Raw genomic sequence first — 18,414 nt, forward strand, 5'->3', positions numbered from 1 at the left:
TGGCGGGCACCCATGCGGGAACGGGTTTGAGAGAAGAACGCCGACTGCGATTCCGGGAGGCGCTTGCTTTTCTGCTTGCCGCCGGTGCCCTTGTCGCGGCCGGCCAGTTGCTTTTCCTTTCGGAGCCCAGGCGGCCGGTGGCGGACGAGCTTCGCTACATCGACTACGCGCTTAACCTTCTCCACCACCAGCGCTTCGGGCTTTCCGGCGGCGCGCTTGCGGAACCGGCCGCGCCGGGGAACGCAAACATGCCGCTCTATCCGGCATGGGTCGCCGCTCTCGCCGCCTTCGACCCCGATTTGCGCGAAAGCCTGCGCTGCGTTCTTACGCAACCGGAAGGCGGTCCTTGCCCGCTCGATCTCGGCTTGCTCACCGCCGCCCAAGGCGTCCTCGTCTTGGCGAGCCTCCTTTTTCTCTGGCTCACCGCGCGCAGGCTTTGCCGAAGCCCCGTCGTTGCCTGGCTTGCCGCCGCGCTGGGCGGCTGGATCCCGCTCGCTTACGCGAACATGGCCCTGACGGAAAATCTGATTTTTCCTTTCTTCTTCGCCTTCAGCTTCTTCCTTGTTCTGGCCTGGCAGACCGGAAGGGCGCGCTGGTGGTTCGCGGCGGGCCTGGCCATCGGCCTCGCCACCCTCACCCGGCCGGAATACGCCTACGCGTTTTACGCGCTCGCCGTAACGGCTTTTGCACTCGCGATCGGAAAATGGCGCAAGGCGTTCGTTCTCAACGCCGGCGTCGCGGTTCTCGGCTACGCCCTTGTCGTTGCGCCGTGGACGGCCCGCAACGCCCACCACTTCGATTCGCCCGCCCTGACGCAAGGCTATGACGGCCATATCCTGGCCCAGCGCGTCGCCTACAACCGCATGTCCTGGGAGGAACTGGGCGTCGCTTTCGTCTATTGGCTCCCCGATTTCGGGGACACGCTTGCCCGCCACCTTTTCCCCGAAGCGCTTTACGCAAAACTCGGCTGGGAAGCGGGTTCCTACTACCGGACCGTCTCCACCGAGGTGTACCGCGAAAGCCTCGCCCGCGCAGGGACCACCACAAAGGTCGTGCCCGACCTAATCCGGGTCGAGATTCTCGGAAACCCGGTGAAACACTTCTTCGTGACGCTGCCCCTTCTCCTGCGCGGCATCTTCGTCTCCACCTATTGGGGGCTGCTTGGATTTCTTTGCTTCCTCGTTCTGCTGGGCAGCGCCCTGCGAAGACACGCGAGCAGCGTTGCCGTCGCCGCCCTGCCCGCCTGGTTTATGGCTTTCTTCTACGCCGCGGTCTCCGTCAGCATCCCGCGTTACAACCTGAATCTCGTTCCGATGTACGCGATCGGCATGGCCTGGGTTTTTCACGAAGCGGGCGCGCAGGTCTGGCGGCGGTTCCTCCCGAGGGCGGCATGAACTATCTCGTCGAGATCGGCCGCCGTGGCAGCCTTGCGCTCTGGCTTTTGGCGGCGGCGGTAAGCCTTGCCCTTCTCTTCGCCGTCTTGTGGCAGGTGGACTGGGCGGCGGTAAGCGAGATGACCCGCACCGCGAGCCTGCCCGCCGTCGGCGTTGCCTTCCTGTGCATGACCGTAGCCGGGCTGCTCACGGCAAGCCGTATCCAGCTGTTCACGCCGAACCGGCCCGACTTCGCGACCTGTCTCAAGGTCACCGCCCATTACTCGGTGCTTCTGGTCCTGCTGCCGGCGCGGCTCGGCGAGGTGGGAGCGGTGCTTCTTTTCCGCCGTTACTTCCGGCAGCGCGCCGGTGCGGCGATCTTGAGCGTAATCACCCAGCGCCTTTTCGACCTTGCCGTCGTCGGCGCCATTTTTCTTCTTTCCGGCGTCATGGTCCTGCGGCTCTCGACCGCGATCGAGGCTTATGCGCTGGCCGCGCTTCTCGTCACGCTCCTGCCGCTTGGGCTTTTCTACCTTGACCGGCCGCTGGGTGGGCTGGCGCGCTTCCTGCTTCGCGAGACCCGGCCGAAGACGCGCCTGCGCACCCGCTTCGTCCGGCTGCTTCTACAGGCGCGGATCTGGCACCGCCATGGGCTGAGCCGGCGGACGCTGGTTTACGGCATCGGCCTGACAGCGGCACGGTGGGCCTTCAACCTGGCCGGGATGGCGCTGCTTTTCCACGCCCTGCATCTGGGACTTGCGCCGGAGGCCAGCCTTTGGGCGGCCACCGCCTATAACCTGCTCGCCGTCATTCCGGTGCAAACGATCGGCGGCATCGGGGTCAGCGAAGCCGGTCTGGCGGGACTCCTGGTCCTGCTCGGCAAGCCGCTGGCGCTGGCGGCGGGGGCGAGTATCCTGATCCGGGTGGCGCTTGTCCTCATCCCTTTTCTCTTTTGGCTTCTTGTCCTGGCGGCGCTGCAGATCGGCAACCGTGCGTCCATGCGATGACTCCGACACGCATCTCGGCCGACAAGGAAACGGACGTTCTCTACCGTTCGCTGCGCACCCGCCACGGCGGCGGCACCTGGGCAAACGGTTACCGCTTCGCTCCTCACTTCCGATGGGAGCAGCGCCTGCTGCTCGACGCCCTTCGGCAAGAGACGGCGCTTGGCACTCTGCTCGACATCGGCTGCGGCACCGGCCTTCTGGTGCGCCCGCTGATCGAACGGGGAGAGAGCGTCATCGGACTCGATTACAATTTCGAGGCTTGCCGCCTGGCCGCCGGAAACGGGCTTGCGATCGTACGCGGCGATGTCTACGACCTGCCCTTCCGCCCGGCGGCCGCCGATCATATCGTCTGCTGCCAGTTCCTGAACCAGCAGCCGCACGCAAAGATCGAGCGGCTGATGACGGAGGCAAGCCGCGTGCTTCGCCCGAATGGGCGCTTCCTTCTTGTCTGGCGGAACGGAAGGTCGCTTCTTCACCGCCTCGCCCACTTTACTTTCCGCCTGCTCGACCGGGTGCGCGGCGAGCCAGATTTCCCGCAGGTTTTCCACGACCCGATGGAAGTGGCGCAGAAGGCGCGCGCGGCGGGATTCGCGATAGACTTCGCGGGCGTCACCTGCCCGCTGCTGCCTGGCGCCCCGCTTGCCGGGCAAGGCTTTCTCGGCCGGCTGGCCGGGGCCTCCTTCTTCCTCGTCCTGCGGAAGCCCAAGCACGGGGAAGGCTGACCGATGGCCGCGCTCACCGTCCGCCCGCTCGAGGAAAAGGACTTTCGCGCCTGGAACGCCTTCGTCGAACAAGCAAAAGACGGCACCTTTTTCCACCTGGCCGAATGGCAGAGGGTGCTTAAGCGCGCCTTCCGCCTGGACACCCACTACCTCTACGCGGCGTCGGGAAACGAAATCCGGGGCTTGCTTCCGCTCGCCCGGGTACGACGGCCGAATTTGCGTTTCGCCCTGGTCTCGACTCCCTGCTGCGTCTATGGCGGCGCCTTGGCGACCGACGCGGCAACGGCGACCGCCCTCGAAACCGCCGCCTGCGAACTTGCGGCCAAGCTCGGTGCCGACTACCTGGAGCTTCGCAATCTCACGCGCCGGCGAGCGGACTGGCCGACGAGCGGCCTTTACGCCACCTTCCGGCGCACCCTCGACGCCGAGCCCGAAAAAAACCTGCTTACCATCCCCCGCAAGGAACGGGCGGACATACGAAAAAGCCTGGAGGCCGGCCTGCGGAGCAAGGTTACCGAAGATGCGGGCCGTTTCTTCCCGCTCTATGCCCGGAGCACCCGCAACCTTGGCGCGCCGGCCTACCCGAAGCGCTACTTCGAGATCCTGCTTGAAACGTTCGGCGAGAAGGCCGAGATCCGGCTGGCTGTAAAGGGGGGGGACATTCTTTGCGGCGTGTTCAGTTTTTACTTCCGCGACCAGGTGCTCCCCTACTACGCCGGAAGCGTGCCGGCCGCCCGCGACATGAAAGCCTACCCCTTCCTGTACTGGGAGCTGATGCGCGCCGCCTGCGAGAAAGGCGTCCGTCTTTTTGATTTCGGCCGCAGCCTCCAAGGCAGCGGCGCCTTCGCCTTCAAGAAGAACTGGGGATTCGAGGCGGTTTCGCTTCCCTACCAATATCACCTGCTGCGGGCGCAGCGGATGCCCGAGATGAACCCGGCAGGCCCAGGCTACCGCACGCTTGCCGGACTATGGCGGCACCTGCCCTTGGCGGTCGCGAACCGCTTGGGTCCTTGCTTCGCGCCCTGGGTCAGCTAGGCCGAAAGAACGGCGCAGCGGCAAAGACCCCTTGCCGGATCTGTTCGGCGAAGGGGGGCGCGATTTCCCACTGCCGCGCCGGCCCGAACAGGGCCTCGAGCTTTTTCCAGGTGCGGGCGCGGTTGCACCAAAGGATCGCGCTGGCGAGAAAGCCCGCCCCCTTGATCCGGCAGAAGGGCTCCCCGACGTCGAAGTCGTAAGGGTGAAAGTAGGTCCATAGCGGTGTCCGCGAAGAAGCGCGCGCCACCGCCCGCTTCACCAGACCGAACGGCAAGTAACGCAAGTAGACGCCGCCAAGATAGGGAAAGACGAGGGGACCGAAGCGGGCGACCGGTGCTGGCAGTTCGAGGAGCCCGTTCGGCCAGCGGAAGGCCTCTTTGGGCGCCGCCGGAAAGCCGAAAAGCGGGCTTTTCGCCGGCAGCACGCTGGACGAATAGTCGAAGCCAAGCTCGCGCAAGCTGTCGAGCGCCCAAAGCGAACCTGGCGTCAGCGAAAAGACCGGCGCGCGGAAACCGATGACCGCCTTCCCGGTCAGGTCTTCGAGCAGCTTTTTGCCGGTTTCGGTTTCCTTGTGGAACTTCCCATGCGTTTGCTTCTCCAGCGGCACGTGATCGAAGGAATGGAAGGCGATCTCGTGGCCGAGGCTTGCGATGTCGCGAACAAGATCGGGGCTTTTCTCCGCCACCTCGCCTACGACGAAGACGGTGCCGGTGACCCCAAGGCGCGCGGTGGATTCGAAGACGCGGCGCGTGATATCCGGGTAGCGCATCGGAAGCCCCGCATCCGGCCGGTGATCCTCAAGATCGAAGGTGAAGGTCAGGCGGGACACGCCATCCGGCATCGGTCAGCCTCTCGAATATTTGCCCCGGAAATAGGCTTGAAAAACAACGTTTGGAAGCAAGCGCATGGCGTTGTTCCGCAGGGTCTCGCGCAGGCGGCTTCTTGGCACGTACCATTGCGCGGCGTGGCGCGTCGCGGTCTGTATAGCGGAGAGGACGGGCCGCGTCTCGGCCTCGTAACGCCGGAAGGCCTCTTCCGCCGGCAGCTCGACCAGCGCCTCGGCAAGCCGCGTGGCGCCCGTAAAGGCGGCAGAAGCGCCCCGCCCGGAAAAAAGCGTGAGACAGTGCGCAGCGTCACCGACGATGGCAAGGCGGCCGGCGCGCCAGCGGTCCATCTCGATCTGGCAAAGGGAGTCCATATAGATCGGGCGCCCCTCGGGGGCCAGGCGGAGGACTTCCCCCGCCAGCTCCGAACTTCCGGCGTAGGCTTTCCTCAGCCAGGCAAGCCGATCCTCGGGTCCGGGGGCCGCCTCGACGTCGGACGCCCAGACGAAGACGGCGCCAAGGCCGCGGGTTCGCGTGGTGAAAAGAACGAGGTAGCGATCCCGCTCCATGTGGGTCTCGAATTTCCGCTCCATCCCCAAAAAATTCGGCAACGGAAAGGCGGCCGCCATAAGCCCCAGGCGATGCCGGCGAATGGTTGCGGGCGGAAAGCCAAGCTCGCGAACGGCGGAATGGAGGCCGTCCGCCCCGATAACGGCGTCGAATTCTTCCGCCCGGCCGTCGCTGAACGCAACCTGGACGCGGCTTTCTTTCTGAGCGATCCGGGTCGCGCTGACGCCGCAGCGGATCTCAACGAGATCCTTGGCGGCCTCGTAAAGAACGGCCTCGAGATCGTCCCGCGAGATCTGAACGATGCGCAGACCCCGAAAAAGCCTTTCATAATCGAGGGCAAGCAAGGTGCGGCCGGTGCGATCATGGTAGCTCGACGCGGTGATGCCGATCCGCCTGGCCTCAAGCGCCGGCAGAAGGCCGAGCGTCTCGGCCGCCTGGTGGGCACGATGGGAAAGCGAGATGAGGTAGCCTTCCGCCCGCACCTCGGGGGACCGTTCGACGACGACTGGGCGAAAGCCTTTCCGGCCGAGCAAGATCGCGGCGGCAAGCCCGGCAACACCGGCGCCCGAGATCAAGATGCGGCTTTCCTTCTCCATGTCGTTCCCTCCCATTCGGAGCCAGCGATTTCAGCCACAGTTCGGCAGGGAAGTCGAGCCTTGAGGCGGCGGCCGCGTTTTTCGAGTGGCCCGCGCGGTGCCAAAGGCTATCTTGGGAATCTGGATTTAACCTTTTGGGGGAAAGGTCATGTTCCGTTTGTTTTACATCGCCTATGGGTTCGCCGCGTATCTCGCCTTCTTCGTCGTCATCCTCTATGCCATCGGTTTCGTTGGCAATTTCGCAGTTCCGAAGGGAATCGACGGCGGCGCGGGCGCTCCGCTTGCCGAGGCCATCCTCGTCAACCTGCTGCTGATGGGTCTTTTCGCTGTCCAGCACAGCGTCATGGCAAGACCCGGTTTCAAGCGGGCGTGGACGCGAATCGTCCCGGAACCGATCGAGCGCAGCACTTACGTCCTGCTTTCAAGCGCGGTGCTCGCCCTCCTCTTCTGGCAGTGGCGGCCGATGCCGGGCATCGTGTGGAGCGTCGAGGGGGGATGGGGCGAAACCCTTCTCTGGGTGTTCTACGCGGCAGGCTGGGGAATTGTCTTTCTTTCCTCTTTCATGATCGGTCATTTCGAGTTGTTCGGCCTCAAACAGGTTTACGCGCATGTGAAGAACCTCGCGCCGAAGAAGGCGGGTTTCATGACGCCGGGCTTCTATAGGCTCGTCCGCCACCCGCTGATGACGGGCTTCCTGGTCGCCTTCTGGGCGACGCCCGAGATGACCTGGGGGCATCTTCTCTTCGCCCTCGGCACGACCGGCTACATCCTGATCGCCCTGCAACTGGAAGAGCGCGATCTCACCGCCCATTTCGGCGACGAGTACCGCGGCTATAAAAAGCGCGTGCCGATGTTGATTCCCGGCCTCAAAGGCCGGCGGTAGCGAAAAAATTCAGGGGGAGGGACGGCCGCCCGGCGCGAGCGCGCGCCGGGCAAGCCCGAAAGTTCAAGAAAAGCTAGTTGTGCCTGGTCGCCGGCTTGTTGCCTTCAGCCGCCGTCTGCATGGGAACAATCTTGTCCGAATTCGTCACGCCCGAATTCGTCACGCCCGAATTCGTCACAAGAAGCGGGTACTCGAAGGTCGGGTTCTGCCGGCCCGTGTAAACGTACTGGCCTTCCTCGAGCACAATCTCATAAACCTCGTGATAGCCGGTCAGAAGTTCGCCCTGGGAGAAAAGCGGTTTCTTCGCCTTCTTGCCTTTATCGTTCAGCGCGTAAATTTCGAGACCGAGGGCGAAGGGAACGTTCGCGTTTTCGACTCGGAATTTATAAGTCCCGGGCTTTAGGACGAGGGTCTTGATGTTCGGAAGACGCACGTTCTCGGTCTTGCGGTTTTCCCGCGGGCAATCGCGCGGAAAGGTCACGGCGATGTCTTGGGCCTTGCCTTCCGGCTCAACGAACTGGCACCCGCTCCCGGTAAGGTTGATCGTTCCGTCTTCGGAAACGCCAAGCGGTTTTACCATCACGATCCGAACGTCCGCCGGGCGGTAATTGTCCTTGGACAAGTCCTTGGCCGACGCAGGGTTGGCCGTCAATGCCAAGCCGATCCCAACCGCGCCGGCGGCAAGAAAAGCAAGAAAACGTGACGGTGTATTGCGCATTGTTTGCTCCATCGCAGACCCCCTCCCCTTACTCTGCCACATTGTATGATTTATATGGCGAGAAGCGGGAGATCAGCTAGTAACAGAATTTCACAAGATTGTGTGAAGGCCCCAAAACGTTCCGCCATAGATAGGGGCACCCGTGAGCCAAAACAAGGGGGAAGCAAAAAAGCCAGGCTGGCGATGGGGATGCCGACCGGCGGATTTGAACCACCGGCACGCGGATTTTCCATTCTGAGAATCCGGGTCTCCGAACGCCCACGCCCTTCACCTGCCTGCCCTTCTGCTATCCCAAAGACGCCGCATGCCCTGACTTCAATAGGATTTTTGTGTTAACCAATGATGCGGGATATGATTTTCCAGTGGAAGTTCGGCGAGAATCCCCAAGCTAGAACGTGAAGGTTTCTTCGACGGACAGAGTTTTGGGAGGAACAGGCCCCGCCGCGGTCAGGATGTTTATAGGACAGGACCGGCGCATGCCTTGGTCAGCGCCAGCAGGCCACCCGCACGGTGAAATCCCGCGCGGCAGCCCCAATCTGGCTTGGCGAGAGCTCTTTGTCCTTCCGCCGAAACTCTGGCAAGATTCCGTTTTCTGCGAAGAATAACCGTATGGCGGTTATTTTAGTTGCAAAATTTGCACCTTGGGGAACGCTGCTGCCTGCGATCCTCGCAACAAGCCTCGAGATGGCGACCCCAGCGACGCGGCCCCAAGCGTCGAGAACGGGACTACCGCTCGAGCCAAAGTCCACCCCCGCGCTCATCTGGAACTGATCGGTGTTGTCACCAATCCCTGAAAGCGCGGCCACATAGCCGACGCTTAGATTGCCTTCGCTTGACAACGTACCCGCAAGCGGAAACCCGTAGGTCACCACACGTTCGCCTATGTCAAGGCTGGCATCATCCGCGAACGGCGCGATGGTTCCTGGAACGAAATCCGTCTTCAAAAGGGCTAGATCGGCTGACGGATCTGACCGAAGCCGCTCCGCCAGACGTCCCCCCCCCCCCCCGACCGGGGATCGCAACTGTGACATGGTCACAGTTCTCGAGAAGATGTGCCGCAGTTAGAATATGCCCCTTGCGAGTCACAAAGAAGCCTGATCCCGATGCGAACTGCACACTTTCCATGTTAAGCGACGCGCCGAAACGGCCCGCCACCGGATCTTCCTGGAAGGAGAGAATGTAGCTAACAAGATTTTCCAGAACTTCCGGCGAGAACTGGAAGTTGGGCATTTCAGAATGTGGGTAAGTGATCCAGTCGCTTAAATACTGACGCGAGTATTTAAGGTTACGTCCGATCTCCATGAATGGTGGGGCAGGCGACTTGGGCGGAAATTCCGGGGCGATCTGGTGACAGGCAGCGCACCACAGCGCCGCCGTCTTCTCACCGAGTGCGGGATCACCTCCCGCCAGCACTGCCGGGGCACTTACAAACGATAAGAAGCAAAATATCACCACCAGTTTCAGAGAGCGGCACCAATAGGTTGAGCCAACATCCATGGTGAATATGCTCCATTGTCTTTGTTACCTACGTTACTCTCTGTAATCTGTTCTGGCTTTTTTTTATTAACGAAAATACTTAGTTCGGCCCCTGCCCGGTGGCTTGTCTGCACATGCCGTAGGAGAGGCTAGGCGTCGGGGTCCCCAAAAGCCACCCCCGCCTGCCGCTTGATACCCCCTTGCTCTTTTGGCCAGGATTTTTGTCCTAGTCTATCTGGCCTTGGCTTAAGTCAAATGGTGGGTATTTCCGCAGCAGGCCGTGTCACGCTTTTAGCCTAGAAAATCAGAAAAACGTAACCCCGGCGTAACCCCGATTCAGAAGTCAGCAAGAAACTATTATCTAGCTAATTGAAAAAGTGGTGCCCAGGGGCGGATTTGAACCACCGACACGCGGATTTTCAGTCCGCTGCTCTACCAACTGAGCTACCTGGGCGAATCTCAAGCTTTCCTGCGGGCTTATAGGGAAAAAGGCGGAACCTGTCCAGCCGCCCTCTTAGCCGTCTTCCCCCACCCCTTCCTCCGGCTCGGCCAGCGCCGGCCTTTCCTCCGTCGGGATGCGATAGTCCCCCTTAAGCCAACGGCCGAGATCCTGATCGGCGCAGGCCTTCGCGCAGAAAGGCTGATATTTTTCGGAAGCCGGCTTGCCGCAGATCGGGCAGCGCAGGGCCTTATCAACCTTCGCCACGGCCCAACCCCTTCAAGAGCGCCGCCGCCTCGAAAAGCGGGAGACCCACGACATTCGTGTAGGACCCCCGCAAGGCGCGCACGAAAAGGGCGGCGCGGCCCTGGATGGCATAGCCGCCCGCCTTGTCCGCCCACTCCTTGCTTTCGAGGTAGGCCTGGATTTCCGCCTCCGTCAGCCGCTTGAAGGCGACGTGGGTTTCAACCACGCGGCTGCGTGCCTCGCCGGAAGGTGAAATCACGCAAACCCCGCCATAGACCCGGTGCCGCCGGCCGGAAAGGAGGCCGAGGCAACGCTTGGCCGTGTCCGTGTCCTCCGCCTTCGGCAGCACGCGCCTTCCCACCGCGACGACGGTGTCGGCGGCAAGCACGAAGGCGCCCTTGTGGTGAGGCGCCACCGCCCTTGCCTTCGCTTCCGCAAGTCTTCGCGCGAGAGCGGCCGGCTTCTCATCCTTGAGCGGCGCTTCCGAGACGTGAGGCGCTTCGACGGCGTCCGGCTCAATCCCCGCCTGACGGAGAAGCGCAAGACGGCGGGGCGAGGCGGAGGCAAGCACGAAGGGGGGGCGAGCCATATACGGGGCGCGCTATTTGAAACGGAAAGTGATGCGGCCTTTCGTCAGGTCGTAGGGCGTCATCTCGACCGTCACCTGGTCGCCGGCCAACACCCGGATGCGGTGCTTCCGCATCTTGCCCGCCGTGTGGGCGAGCACTTCGTGACCGTTTTCAAGCCGCACGCGAAACATGGCGTTCGGCAGAAGCTCGATCACCGTACCGTTGAATTCTAAAGGTTCTTCTTTCGCCATACCGTCCTTCTTCAAGTTCCCTTCTTCAAGCCTTCCCGAAAAGGCCCCCGATGAAACGGCGCGGGCCACCCGCACGTCAAGGAGTTTCTTGAGTTTTCCGCCCTTCCACCACGGCGGGCGCCGCCAGCGCCTGAAAACGAAGTTTAATACGCTCCAAAAGCTCGTCCCGCACCTCGCGGTAGACCTTTAGCCTTTCCTCGCGGTTGCCGTCCACAAAAGAGGGGTCCAGCGTCTTCCAGAATTCGACATCGGCGGCCATCGTCCGCGTCATCTCGACCGCCTTGTGCTGCGCCTCCGGCGAAAGCGAGATCACGATATCAAAATAGGTATCTTCCAGGTCCTCGAACGCTTTTGGGCGGTGGCGACTGACATTGATGCCGATCTCGTCCATCACGGCAACCGCGAAGGGATCCAGTTGGCCCGCACGCACGCCGACCGAATCGACATAGATGCGATCCCCGAAGAGATGCTTCAGCATGCCTTCCGCCATCGGCGAGCGAATGGCGTTGTTGGTGCAGGCAAAGAGCACGCTGCCGGGAATATCTCCCATTTAATTCCTTAAGTGCAGGATGCAGACGAGGGTGAAAAGCCGCCGCGATGTGTTGTCGTCCATGGCGACCTTGTCGGCGAGACGGGTTTGCAAAAGCGTCGCGCCTTCGTCGTGAAGGCCGCGGCGGCCCATGTCGATCGCCTCGATCTGGGAAGAAGTCGCCGACTTCTTGATGGCCGCGTAGTAGCTGTCGCAGACGGTGAAGTAGTCGCGGATCAACCTGCGGAAAGGGCTCATCGAAAGGATGATCTGCGCCAGCGTTTCCCCTTCCTTCGAGCGGACGTCGAAGCAAAGCCGGTTCTCGGAAATCGAAAGGTGCAGGTGGTAGGGGCCGGCCGGCGCCCCCACCGGCACGAAGTGATTCGCTTCGAGCAGATCGAAGATGGCGACTTTTCGCTCGTGTTCGATCTCCGGCGACCAACGAACGATCGAACGTTCGTCGAGGGTGACTTCTACGATGTGCTGGGTGGAGGTGGACACCGGCCCTTCCCTCTAGCTGCCCTTCTTGGCAAGGCGAAGCGCCACGGAAAGCGCATGGGCATCGAACCCTTCCGCACGCGCCAGCGTTTCGGCGGCGGGGCCGACCGCGGCAAGCCCTGCCTGGCCGCACGCCACGATTGAGCTTCGTTTCAGGAAGTCGAGGACCCCCAGACCGGAAGCAAACCGCGCGCTTCGCGCCGTCGGCAGCACGTGGCTGGGGCCGGCCACGTAATCGCCGATCGCCTCGGGCGTCGTACGACCCAGGAAAATGGCGCCGGCGTTTCGCACCCGGGCGGCAATGGCGTCCGCGCGATCCGTCGCAAGCTCAAGGTGTTCGGGTGCCATCGCGTCGATCAGGGGAATGGCGTCCTCGAGCTCCTCGACGAGGATGATCGCCCCGTTCTTCTCCCAGCTTTCCCGCGCGATCCCGGCTCGGGAAAGACCGGTCAGCGCTTTCCCGACCGCTTTTTCCACCCGGCCGGCGAAAGCGATATCGTCGGTGATCAGGATGGCCTGAGCCGAGATGTCGTGCTCGGCCTGGGAAAGCAGGTCGGCGGCGATCCAGGCCGGGTCGTTTTCACCGTCGGCGAGGACCAGAATCTCGGAAGGGCCCGCCACCATGTCGATGCCGACCTCGCCGAACAGCTGGCGCTTCGCCGCCGCCACGTAGGCGTTGCCGGGGCCGACGATTTTGTCGACAACCGGCACGGTTTCCGTGCCGAAAGCGAGGGCCGCTATCGCCTGAGCGCCGCCCAGCCGATAGACCTCGCTGACGCCTGCGATCTCGGCGGCCGCCAGCAGAAGCGGGTTAAGCGCGCCCTCCGGCGTCGGCACCACCATCACGATGCGCTCGACACCCGCGACGCGGGCCGGGATTGCGTTCATCAAGACCGTGCTCGGGTAGATGGCGGTGCCGCCGGGCACGTAGATGCCGACGGTCTCGAGCGGGCGGAAGCGAAAGCCCAGCCGCAAGCCGGCCTCGTCCTTGTACTCCAGGTCTTTCGGCAATTGGCGGCGGTGGTAAGCCGCGATCCGGGTGGCGGCAAGCGTAAGCGCTTCCCGCACGTCGGGGGCAACCTCCGCCCTCGCCCGCACGAACGCCGCCTCGGCTATCTGGAAGTCCTTAGGCGAAAGGGTGAACCGATCGAAACGCTTCGTATAATCGATGAGCGCCTGATCGCCGCGCTTTCGCACGTCCTCGATGATCGCGGCCACTTCCGCGTTGACGTTCCGGTCCGCTTCGCGTTTGGCGTCCAGAAGCGCGCGGAAGGCAGCCTCGAAATCGGCCGCCTTCGCGTCAAGAAACCGCGGCATCAACCATCTCCCGGAAGCGGTCCAGCCACGCTGCGATTTCGTGTGTCCGCGTCTTCAGCGCCGTCCGGTTGACGGCAAGCCTTGAGGTGATGTCGGCGATCTTCTCGACTTCGACAAGGCCGTTCTCGCGGAGCGTCCGGCCGGTCGAGACGAGGTCCACGATCCGCTCGCAAAGGCCCATCGAGGGGGCGAGCTCCATGGCGCCGTTCAGCTTGATGCATTCCGCCTGCACGCCGCGGGCGGCGAAGTGCCGGCGCGTCAGCGAGGGGTATTTCGTGGCGACGCGAACGTGCGACCAGCGCGCGGGGTTGTCCTTCATGCCGAGCTCCTCCGGCTCGGCAACGACGAGCCGGCAGCGCCCGATCCCCAAGTTGAGCGGCGCGTAGATCTCGGAATAGTCGAATTCCATCAGGACGTCGTTGCCGACGATGCCGAGCTGGGCGGCGCCGAAGGCGACGAAGGTGGCCACGTCGAAGCTGCGAACCTGAATGAGGTCGAGGCCGGGGTCGTTCGTCGCAAAGCGAAGCTGGCGCGACGCCGGGTCGCGGAAGGCCGGTTCCGGCTCGACGCCGAGGCGCAGAAGCAGCGGCAGGGCCTCCTCCTGAAGGCGGCCCTTCGGCAACGCTAGTACGATTTTCTTCACCCCGGGCAAGGTTCCCTCCTTTGCCGCTGGCACCTATAGCACAAGGCCGTCTTGGCGGCCTATGCCCCCGATGACCACCGGTTTCTAGTGCTTCAGGCGCTCGATCCTGGCGCCGCAGGCGGCAAGCTTCTCTTCGAAGCGCTCATAACCGCGATCCAGATGGTAGACCCGGTGGACGATCGTCTCCCCCTCCGCGACGAGGCCAGCCAGCACGAGCGAGACGGAGGCGCGCAGGTCCGTCGCCATCACTTCCGCCCCCACCAGCTTCTCCACCCCCCGCACCATGGCGGAGGCGCCATGCACGGTGATGTTGGCGCCCATCCGGTTGAGCTCGGGCACGTGCATGAAACGGTTCTCAAAGATGGTCTCCGTAATCATACAGGCGCTCTTCGCCGTCGACATAAGGGCCATCATCTGCGCCTGCATGTCGGTGGGAAAGCCGGGGAAGGGTTCCGTCATCACGTCGACGCCGACGAGGTCGGCGTTTCGCCGGTGCACACGAAGGCCGCCCGGCGCCTCTTCGAGCGTGACGCCGGCTTCCGTTAAACTCTCGGCCATGGCGCCGATGAGATCGCGGCGGGCCCCTTCCAGCAAGAGATCGCCGCCCGTGATCGCCGCCGCCATCGCGTAAGTCCCCGTTTCGATGCGGTCGGGAACGACGGCATGGGAAGCGCCGTGGAGGCGATCCACGCCTTGGACGCGGATGGTGTCCGTGCCTGCCCCTTCGATCTTGGCCCCCATGCCCTTGAGACAGGCCGCAAGATCGACGACCTCTGGCTCACGCGCCGCGTTGGCAAGTTCCGTCTCGCCCTTGGCGAGGGCGGCCGCCATCAGGAGGTTCTCCGTTGCCCCCACCGAAACAAAAGGAAAGACAACCTTGGCGCCACGCAGCCCCCTGGCGGCACGCGCATGGATATAGCCCTCCGCCAGCTCGATCTCGGCGCCCATCTGTTGCAGACCCTTGAGGTGCAAATCGACCGGCCGCGTCCCGATGGCGCAGCCGCCGGGAAGCGAGACTTCCGCCTTGCCTTCCCTGGCGAGCAGCGGCCCGAGCACGAGAACGGAGGCACGCATCTTCCGGACCAGTTCGTAAGGGGCCGTCGTGCTCGTGATGTTCTCCGCCCGCAGCGAGAGCACGCGCCCGGCGTGGCCTTCGTTCGCCTCGTCCCCCAACATGTGGATAGCAACGCCATGCTGGGCGAGCAGATTCGCGAGCGTCACGATGTCCACAAGATGGGGCAGGTTCGAGAGCGTGAGCCGCTCGTCGGAAAGCAGCGCCGCCGCCATCAGGGGAAGAGCCGCGTTCTTGGCGCCGCCGATCGGAACCCGGCCCTCAAGCCGGCCGCCACCCTGGATTCGGATTCGGTCCATCGTCTCGCTTTAAGGTGATTGCTTAGGTCTTATGCACAAGCCGGAATACAGGAACCGGAACGCCAAACGGCGTGCCGGCCGGCCCTATTCCCCTTCGTCCAAAAGCTCTTTCCGCTCGTCTTCGTCCATTTCCCGCAGGACTTCCTCGTCGAAGAACCGGCCAAGGGCTTCCACCGCCGCCGAAATATCGGGGGCTGAAAATGTCGCGTCCTTGGCAAGTTCCGCCTGCGGCCAGGCACATACGAAATCCATCATCTCCTTGGCCACGGTCTTCTCCGGTACCGCCCCCCAGGTGGTGCCGGAGAGATGCGTCTTGTCAATCGGGCTTTTGTCCTCGCTCGACAGGTCGTAAAGCAGTTCGGAAATCGTCCGCCACCGACTGCCGGCGCAGTCCATTTCCATCCGGGTGGTATCGAGCAGGCGCGTACCGAACCCGCCGCTGACTCGGGATATTTCCGCGATTCGATGGCCGTCCCCGGTTGTCGCGATCGCGTTGGGTTCGATTATCAGCGCCGAGATTTCATCCATAGTGAAGATATAAAATTCGGCGGCGGCGGCCGGTGTCGCGGTTCCCACAAGAAATACGAAGATTGCCTTCCATGGCTTCATAGACGTGCATTCCGGAATCGCAGATTCCGCCTCTCAGAGTTTCGGCAGGGTAACCCCGCGCTGGCCCATGTATTTGCCAGCCCGATCCTTGTAGGAGACTTCGCACAATTCGTTCCCCTTCAGGAACAGAAATTGGCACGCCCCTTCGTTCGCGTAGACCTTCGCCGGCAAGGGTGTCGTATTCGAGAATTCCAGCGTTACATGGCCTTCCCATTCCGGTTCAAGCGGGGTGACGTTGACGATGATTCCGCACCGCGCATAGGTCGACTTGCCCAGGCAGATCACCAGCACGTCCCGCGGAATGCGAAAATACTCGACCGTGCGCGCCAGCACGAAACTGTTTGGCGGGATGATGCAGACCGGGCCCTGGCGGTTCACGAAGCTCTGCACGGAAAACGCCTTCGGATCAACGACGGCCGAATCGATGTTCGTGAAGACCTTGAATTCGTCCGCCGCGCGCGCGTCGTAGCCGTAAGAGGAAAGGCCGAAGGAAATGACACCCTCGCGCTTCTGGGATTCGACGAAGGGTTCGATCATCCCGGCCGTCGTCGCCATTTCCCGGATCCAGCGGTCGGACATTATCGGCATGGGTCGGTCTCCCGGCGCGTTTCCGCCTGCGCCTTGCGCTTTCGCAAGTTTGCGCGAAGGGCGGCGGCTTCCCGCGCCTGGTTGCGCCGGCCCTTCGGGGTAACACGCGTTTCCCGGTTCTGCCGGCCGGTTTTGCTTGCTTTCATGCGCTGTGCCCAGACTTCACCCGTTGTCGCCGCGCAGGATGCGGCGCAAGCCTTTCCCCGTCAAGGCAAGCGAGCCAGCGCCGCGATCTTCGCCATAGATTTCGTTGCAAGAACGGGGGGGGCTATGTAAAGTCGAAACTAGGCAAGTAACCGCTTCATTTCAATAGAAAAAACTACACCCATTCAAAAGGTACGAAGAAACATTAGAGGGGTTTTAAAGGGGGTTGCCTTACGGTCAAAATTTCCCCACTTAATATTAAAGACAGTCTCTTTATTGAGGCGCCCCCCTTTGGCGAGGATAGCTTGTCCGGCAAACGCCGGACGACGTGAGGAGTGAGAAACAATGGCCCAGCTCGAGAGAACGGAATGGTACGACCTGGCGCGCACGACGACGTGGGCGCCGAAATACGTCCAGCAGGACGAGCTTTTCCCGCCGGAGATGGGCGACCCTTACAAGATGCCCCAGGAGGTCTGGGACACCTATGACGAACCCTACAAGACGACCTACCGCGACTACGTGCAGGTCCAGCGCGACAAGGACGTCGGCGTCTATTCCGTCCGCGCCGCCCTTGGCCGCTCGAATTTCATCGAGAAAGCAGCGCCCGGCTGGCTTTCGATCCTCAAATCCCACTACGACATCATCGGTGGCGTCGAATTCACGGCGGCCATCTATAACTGCCGCGCCGCGCGCTTCGGCCGCGCCGGCGGCATGCGCAACACCGGCACCTTCGGCGTTCTCGACGAGATTCGCCACGGCCAGCTCGAATTCATCTTCCCGCACGAACACGTCAAGCGGGATCGCCAGTGGGATTGGGCGGTCAAGACCTATCACACGAACAACTGGACGGCCGTCGCCGGGCGGCATTTCATCGAAGACGTGATGGTGACCCGCGACATCGTCTCCTCGACGCTGACCAACGGGTTCTGTCTGGAAACCGGGTTCACCAACGTTCAATTCATCAGCCTTTCGGCCGACGCCGCGAAGATGGGCGACTACACCTATTCGAACGTCGTCACCAGCATCCAGACGGACGAGGCGCGGCACGCCCAGATCGGGGCGCCGAACCTGCGCTTCCTGGTCGCCAATGGCCACAAGAAGGGAGCCCAGCACGTCCTCGACCTTGCCTTCTGGCGTTCGTGGAAGCTGTTCCTGACACTGACGGGCCCCGGAATCGACTACTTCACGCCACTTGAGAAGCGCGAGAAGTCCTTCAAGGAATTCATGGAGGAATGGATCATTGTCCAATACGAGCGCCAGATCGCCGACATGGGGATCAACCAGCCCTGGTATTGGGACATCTTCCTGGACGAGCTCAACTACGCCCATCACGGGCTGCACATGGGCCTGTGGTTCTGGCGGCCGACGCTCTACTGGAACCCGCGGGCCGGCGTCGCACCGGCCGAACGCGACTGGCTGGAGAGGAAATACCCGGGCTGGAACGACACCTTCGGCAAGGCATGGGACGTCATCATCGACAACCTGCTGAACGGCCGGAAGGAAAAGACGTTGCCCGAAACGCTGCCGATGCTCTGCAACCTCTGCCAGTTGCCGATCGTCGCGCCCCCCGGCACGAAGGCCTTCAAGCTCCACGACTACACGCACACGCACGGAGGCCGGCTCTATCACTTCTGCTCGGAGCCCTGTAAGTGGATTTTCAAAGAAGAGCCGGAGCGCTACAAGGAACACAAGACGATCGTCGACCGTTTCCTGGCCGGGGAGATTCAGCCGATGACGGTGCCGGGCGTGCTCGCCTATATGGGCGTCGCCCCCGGCGAGAGGGGCGACGACGCGGAAAACTACGCGTGGATCGACGCCTACCGAGCCATGCGGGCGGCAAGCTAGAACAAAACGAAACGGAGAAAAACCGGGCAGCAAACGCCCGGCTTTTGGCGTAAGGTTTGGCGTAAGGTTTGGCGTAAGGACGTTCACGGGGGGATTTCAATCATGGCGTTGTTTCCGCTGGTTTCCAATTTTCAGGGCGATTTTTTGCTGCAACTCGTCGC

Annotated in this window: 21 protein-coding genes and 1 tRNA gene; 6 read left to right on the forward strand and 16 right to left on the reverse strand. The window is 62.6% G+C overall.

Annotation, left to right across the window (positions count from 1 at the left end; genetic code table 11):
• The first annotated feature begins 26 nt into the window (after window positions 1–26).
• The 4 genes from AB1781_10840 to AB1781_10855 are packed head-to-tail and all read left to right on the forward strand — an operon-like array spanning window position 27 to window position 4,137.
• A complete protein-coding gene (locus AB1781_10840) occupies window positions 27–1,394 on the forward strand; it encodes a glycosyltransferase family 39 protein (GenBank protein ID MEW5705062.1) in 1,368 nt (455 codons plus the stop codon).
• Window positions 1,391–2,380 (forward strand): lysylphosphatidylglycerol synthase transmembrane domain-containing protein, encoded by a 990-nt coding sequence (locus AB1781_10845; GenBank protein MEW5705063.1) that lies wholly within the window; start codon window positions 1,391–1,393, stop codon window positions 2,378–2,380. The genes AB1781_10840 and AB1781_10845 overlap by 4 nt, the downstream gene beginning before the upstream one ends.
• Window positions 2,377–3,102 carry a class I SAM-dependent methyltransferase gene (locus AB1781_10850; protein MEW5705064.1) on the forward strand — a complete coding sequence of 242 codons (726 nt, stop codon included), beginning with the start codon at window positions 2,377–2,379 and terminating at the stop codon, window positions 3,100–3,102. The genes AB1781_10845 and AB1781_10850 overlap by 4 nt, the downstream gene beginning before the upstream one ends.
• Before the next feature lie 3 nt (window positions 3,103–3,105).
• A complete protein-coding gene (locus AB1781_10855) occupies window positions 3,106–4,137 on the forward strand; it encodes a FemAB family XrtA/PEP-CTERM system-associated protein (GenBank protein ID MEW5705065.1) in 1,032 nt (343 codons plus the stop codon).
• Here the strand turns inward: AB1781_10855 and AB1781_10860 are convergent.
• Both AB1781_10860 and AB1781_10865 read right to left on the reverse strand, forming a co-directional pair.
• Window positions 4,130–4,978: a polysaccharide deacetylase family protein gene (locus AB1781_10860; GenBank protein MEW5705066.1), complete on the reverse strand. Its 849-nt coding sequence runs from the start codon at window positions 4,976–4,978 to the stop codon at window positions 4,130–4,132. The two genes, AB1781_10855 and AB1781_10860, sit on opposite strands and share 8 nt — an antisense overlap.
• 3 nt (window positions 4,979–4,981) lie before the next feature.
• The gene (locus tag AB1781_10865; GenBank protein ID MEW5705067.1) at window positions 4,982–6,127 is read right to left on the reverse strand and encodes an FAD-dependent monooxygenase; all 1,146 of its coding nucleotides are present in this window, start codon (window positions 6,125–6,127) and stop codon (window positions 4,982–4,984) included.
• A gap of 148 nt (window positions 6,128–6,275) precedes the next feature.
• Here AB1781_10865 and mddA point away from each other — a divergent pair, with 148 nt between their 5' ends.
• Window positions 6,276–7,010, forward strand: a complete 735-nt coding sequence (gene mddA / locus AB1781_10870) for a methanethiol S-methyltransferase (GenBank protein MEW5705068.1) — start codon at window positions 6,276–6,278, stop codon at window positions 7,008–7,010.
• Window positions 7,011–7,083: 73 nt separating this feature from the next.
• Here mddA and AB1781_10875 read toward each other — a convergent pair whose 3' ends face one another.
• The 14 genes from AB1781_10875 to AB1781_10940 all read right to left on the reverse strand — a co-directional run bounded on the left by AB1781_10875 (window position 7,084) and on the right by AB1781_10940 (window position 16,410).
• Complete coding sequence (locus tag AB1781_10875) at window positions 7,084–7,740, reverse strand: hypothetical protein (GenBank protein MEW5705069.1); 657 nt, start codon at window positions 7,738–7,740, stop codon at window positions 7,084–7,086.
• Between the two features lie 473 nt (window positions 7,741–8,213).
• Window positions 8,214–8,759: a serine protease gene (locus tag AB1781_10880; GenBank protein MEW5705070.1), complete on the reverse strand. Its 546-nt coding sequence runs from the start codon at window positions 8,757–8,759 to the stop codon at window positions 8,214–8,216.
• 823 nt (window positions 8,760–9,582) lie between these two features.
• A tRNA-Phe gene (locus AB1781_10885) sits at window positions 9,583–9,658 on the reverse strand.
• Between the two features lie 60 nt (window positions 9,659–9,718).
• Entirely contained in the window at window positions 9,719–9,889 is a 171-nt protein-coding gene (gene yacG / locus AB1781_10890) for a DNA gyrase inhibitor YacG (protein MEW5705071.1), read from the reverse strand.
• Between the two features lie 7 nt (window positions 9,890–9,896).
• Complete coding sequence (locus AB1781_10895; protein MEW5705072.1) at window positions 9,897–10,478, reverse strand: Maf family nucleotide pyrophosphatase; 582 nt, start codon at window positions 10,476–10,478, stop codon at window positions 9,897–9,899.
• Between the two features lie 12 nt (window positions 10,479–10,490).
• Window positions 10,491–10,709: a translation initiation factor IF-1 gene (infA, locus tag AB1781_10900; GenBank protein MEW5705073.1), complete on the reverse strand. Its 219-nt coding sequence runs from the start codon at window positions 10,707–10,709 to the stop codon at window positions 10,491–10,493.
• A gap of 76 nt (window positions 10,710–10,785) precedes the next feature.
• Window positions 10,786–11,259 (reverse strand): arsenate reductase ArsC, encoded by a 474-nt coding sequence (locus tag AB1781_10905; protein ID MEW5705074.1) that lies wholly within the window; start codon window positions 11,257–11,259, stop codon window positions 10,786–10,788.
• Window positions 11,260–11,739 (reverse strand): UPF0262 family protein, encoded by a 480-nt coding sequence (locus AB1781_10910; GenBank protein MEW5705075.1) that lies wholly within the window; start codon window positions 11,737–11,739, stop codon window positions 11,260–11,262.
• A gap of 12 nt (window positions 11,740–11,751) precedes the next feature.
• Entirely contained in the window at window positions 11,752–13,053 is a 1,302-nt protein-coding gene (gene hisD, locus AB1781_10915; protein ID MEW5705076.1) for a histidinol dehydrogenase, read from the reverse strand.
• Window positions 13,037–13,696 carry an ATP phosphoribosyltransferase gene (gene hisG / locus AB1781_10920; protein ID MEW5705077.1) on the reverse strand — a complete coding sequence of 220 codons (660 nt, stop codon included), beginning with the start codon at window positions 13,694–13,696 and terminating at the stop codon, window positions 13,037–13,039. Before hisG ends, hisD begins: the two co-directional genes overlap by 17 nt.
• Before the next feature lie 84 nt (window positions 13,697–13,780).
• On the reverse strand, window positions 13,781–15,067 hold the full coding sequence (gene murA, locus AB1781_10925; protein MEW5705078.1) for a UDP-N-acetylglucosamine 1-carboxyvinyltransferase: 1,287 nt from the start codon (window positions 15,065–15,067) through the stop codon (window positions 13,781–13,783).
• 84 nt (window positions 15,068–15,151) lie between these two features.
• On the reverse strand, window positions 15,152–15,676 hold the full coding sequence (locus AB1781_10930) for a surface-adhesin E family protein (protein MEW5705079.1): 525 nt from the start codon (window positions 15,674–15,676) through the stop codon (window positions 15,152–15,154).
• 33 nt (window positions 15,677–15,709) lie between these two features.
• Entirely contained in the window at window positions 15,710–16,264 is a 555-nt protein-coding gene (dcd, locus tag AB1781_10935) for a dCTP deaminase (GenBank protein ID MEW5705080.1), read from the reverse strand.
• Entirely contained in the window at window positions 16,255–16,410 is a 156-nt protein-coding gene (locus tag AB1781_10940) for a hypothetical protein (protein ID MEW5705081.1), read from the reverse strand. The genes dcd and AB1781_10940 overlap by 10 nt, the downstream gene beginning before the upstream one ends.
• A gap of 343 nt (window positions 16,411–16,753) precedes the next feature.
• On the opposite strand from AB1781_10940, the gene AB1781_10945 reads away from it, so the two are divergent.
• Window positions 16,754–18,253 carry a YHS domain-containing protein gene (locus tag AB1781_10945; protein ID MEW5705082.1) on the forward strand — a complete coding sequence of 500 codons (1,500 nt, stop codon included), beginning with the start codon at window positions 16,754–16,756 and terminating at the stop codon, window positions 18,251–18,253.
• The last annotated feature ends 161 nt before the right edge of the window (window positions 18,254–18,414 follow it).

The sequence above is a fragment of the Pseudomonadota bacterium genome (assembly GCA_040752895.1).
Taxonomy (GTDB): domain Bacteria; phylum Pseudomonadota; class Alphaproteobacteria.

Bases quoted from the DNA above. Each gene is read 5' to 3' on its own strand.
- hisD (MEW5705076.1), bottom strand. From the start codon at position 13,053: ATGCCGCGGTTTCTTGACGCGAAGGCGGCCGATTTCGAGGCTGCCTTC.
- AB1781_10880 (MEW5705070.1), bottom strand. From the start codon at position 8,759: ATGTCACAGTTGCGATCCCCGGTCGGGGGGGGGGGGGGACGTCTGGCG.
- AB1781_10865 (MEW5705067.1), bottom strand. From the start codon at position 6,127: ATGGAGAAGGAAAGCCGCATCTTGATCTCGGGCGCCGGTGTTGCCGGG.
- dcd (MEW5705080.1), bottom strand. From the start codon at position 16,264: ATGCCGATAATGTCCGACCGCTGGATCCGGGAAATGGCGACGACGGCC.
- AB1781_10945 (MEW5705082.1), top strand. From the start codon at position 16,754: ATGGCCCAGCTCGAGAGAACGGAATGGTACGACCTGGCGCGCACGACG.
- murA (MEW5705078.1), bottom strand. From the start codon at position 15,067: ATGGACCGAATCCGAATCCAGGGTGGCGGCCGGCTTGAGGGCCGGGTT.
- infA (MEW5705073.1), bottom strand. From the start codon at position 10,709: ATGGCGAAAGAAGAACCTTTAGAATTCAACGGTACGGTGATCGAGCTT.
- AB1781_10850 (MEW5705064.1), top strand. From the start codon at position 2,377: ATGACTCCGACACGCATCTCGGCCGACAAGGAAACGGACGTTCTCTAC.
- AB1781_10855 (MEW5705065.1), top strand. From the start codon at position 3,106: ATGGCCGCGCTCACCGTCCGCCCGCTCGAGGAAAAGGACTTTCGCGCC.
- AB1781_10895 (MEW5705072.1), bottom strand. From the start codon at position 10,478: ATGGCTCGCCCCCCCTTCGTGCTTGCCTCCGCCTCGCCCCGCCGTCTT.
- AB1781_10940 (MEW5705081.1), bottom strand. From the start codon at position 16,410: ATGAAAGCAAGCAAAACCGGCCGGCAGAACCGGGAAACGCGTGTTACC.
- AB1781_10875 (MEW5705069.1), bottom strand. From the start codon at position 7,740: ATGGAGCAAACAATGCGCAATACACCGTCACGTTTTCTTGCTTTTCTT.
- AB1781_10860 (MEW5705066.1), bottom strand. From the start codon at position 4,978: ATGCCGGATGGCGTGTCCCGCCTGACCTTCACCTTCGATCTTGAGGAT.
- AB1781_10905 (MEW5705074.1), bottom strand. From the start codon at position 11,259: ATGGGAGATATTCCCGGCAGCGTGCTCTTTGCCTGCACCAACAACGCC.
- AB1781_10930 (MEW5705079.1), bottom strand. From the start codon at position 15,676: ATGAAGCCATGGAAGGCAATCTTCGTATTTCTTGTGGGAACCGCGACA.
- mddA (MEW5705068.1), top strand. From the start codon at position 6,276: ATGTTCCGTTTGTTTTACATCGCCTATGGGTTCGCCGCGTATCTCGCC.
- AB1781_10845 (MEW5705063.1), top strand. From the start codon at position 1,391: ATGAACTATCTCGTCGAGATCGGCCGCCGTGGCAGCCTTGCGCTCTGG.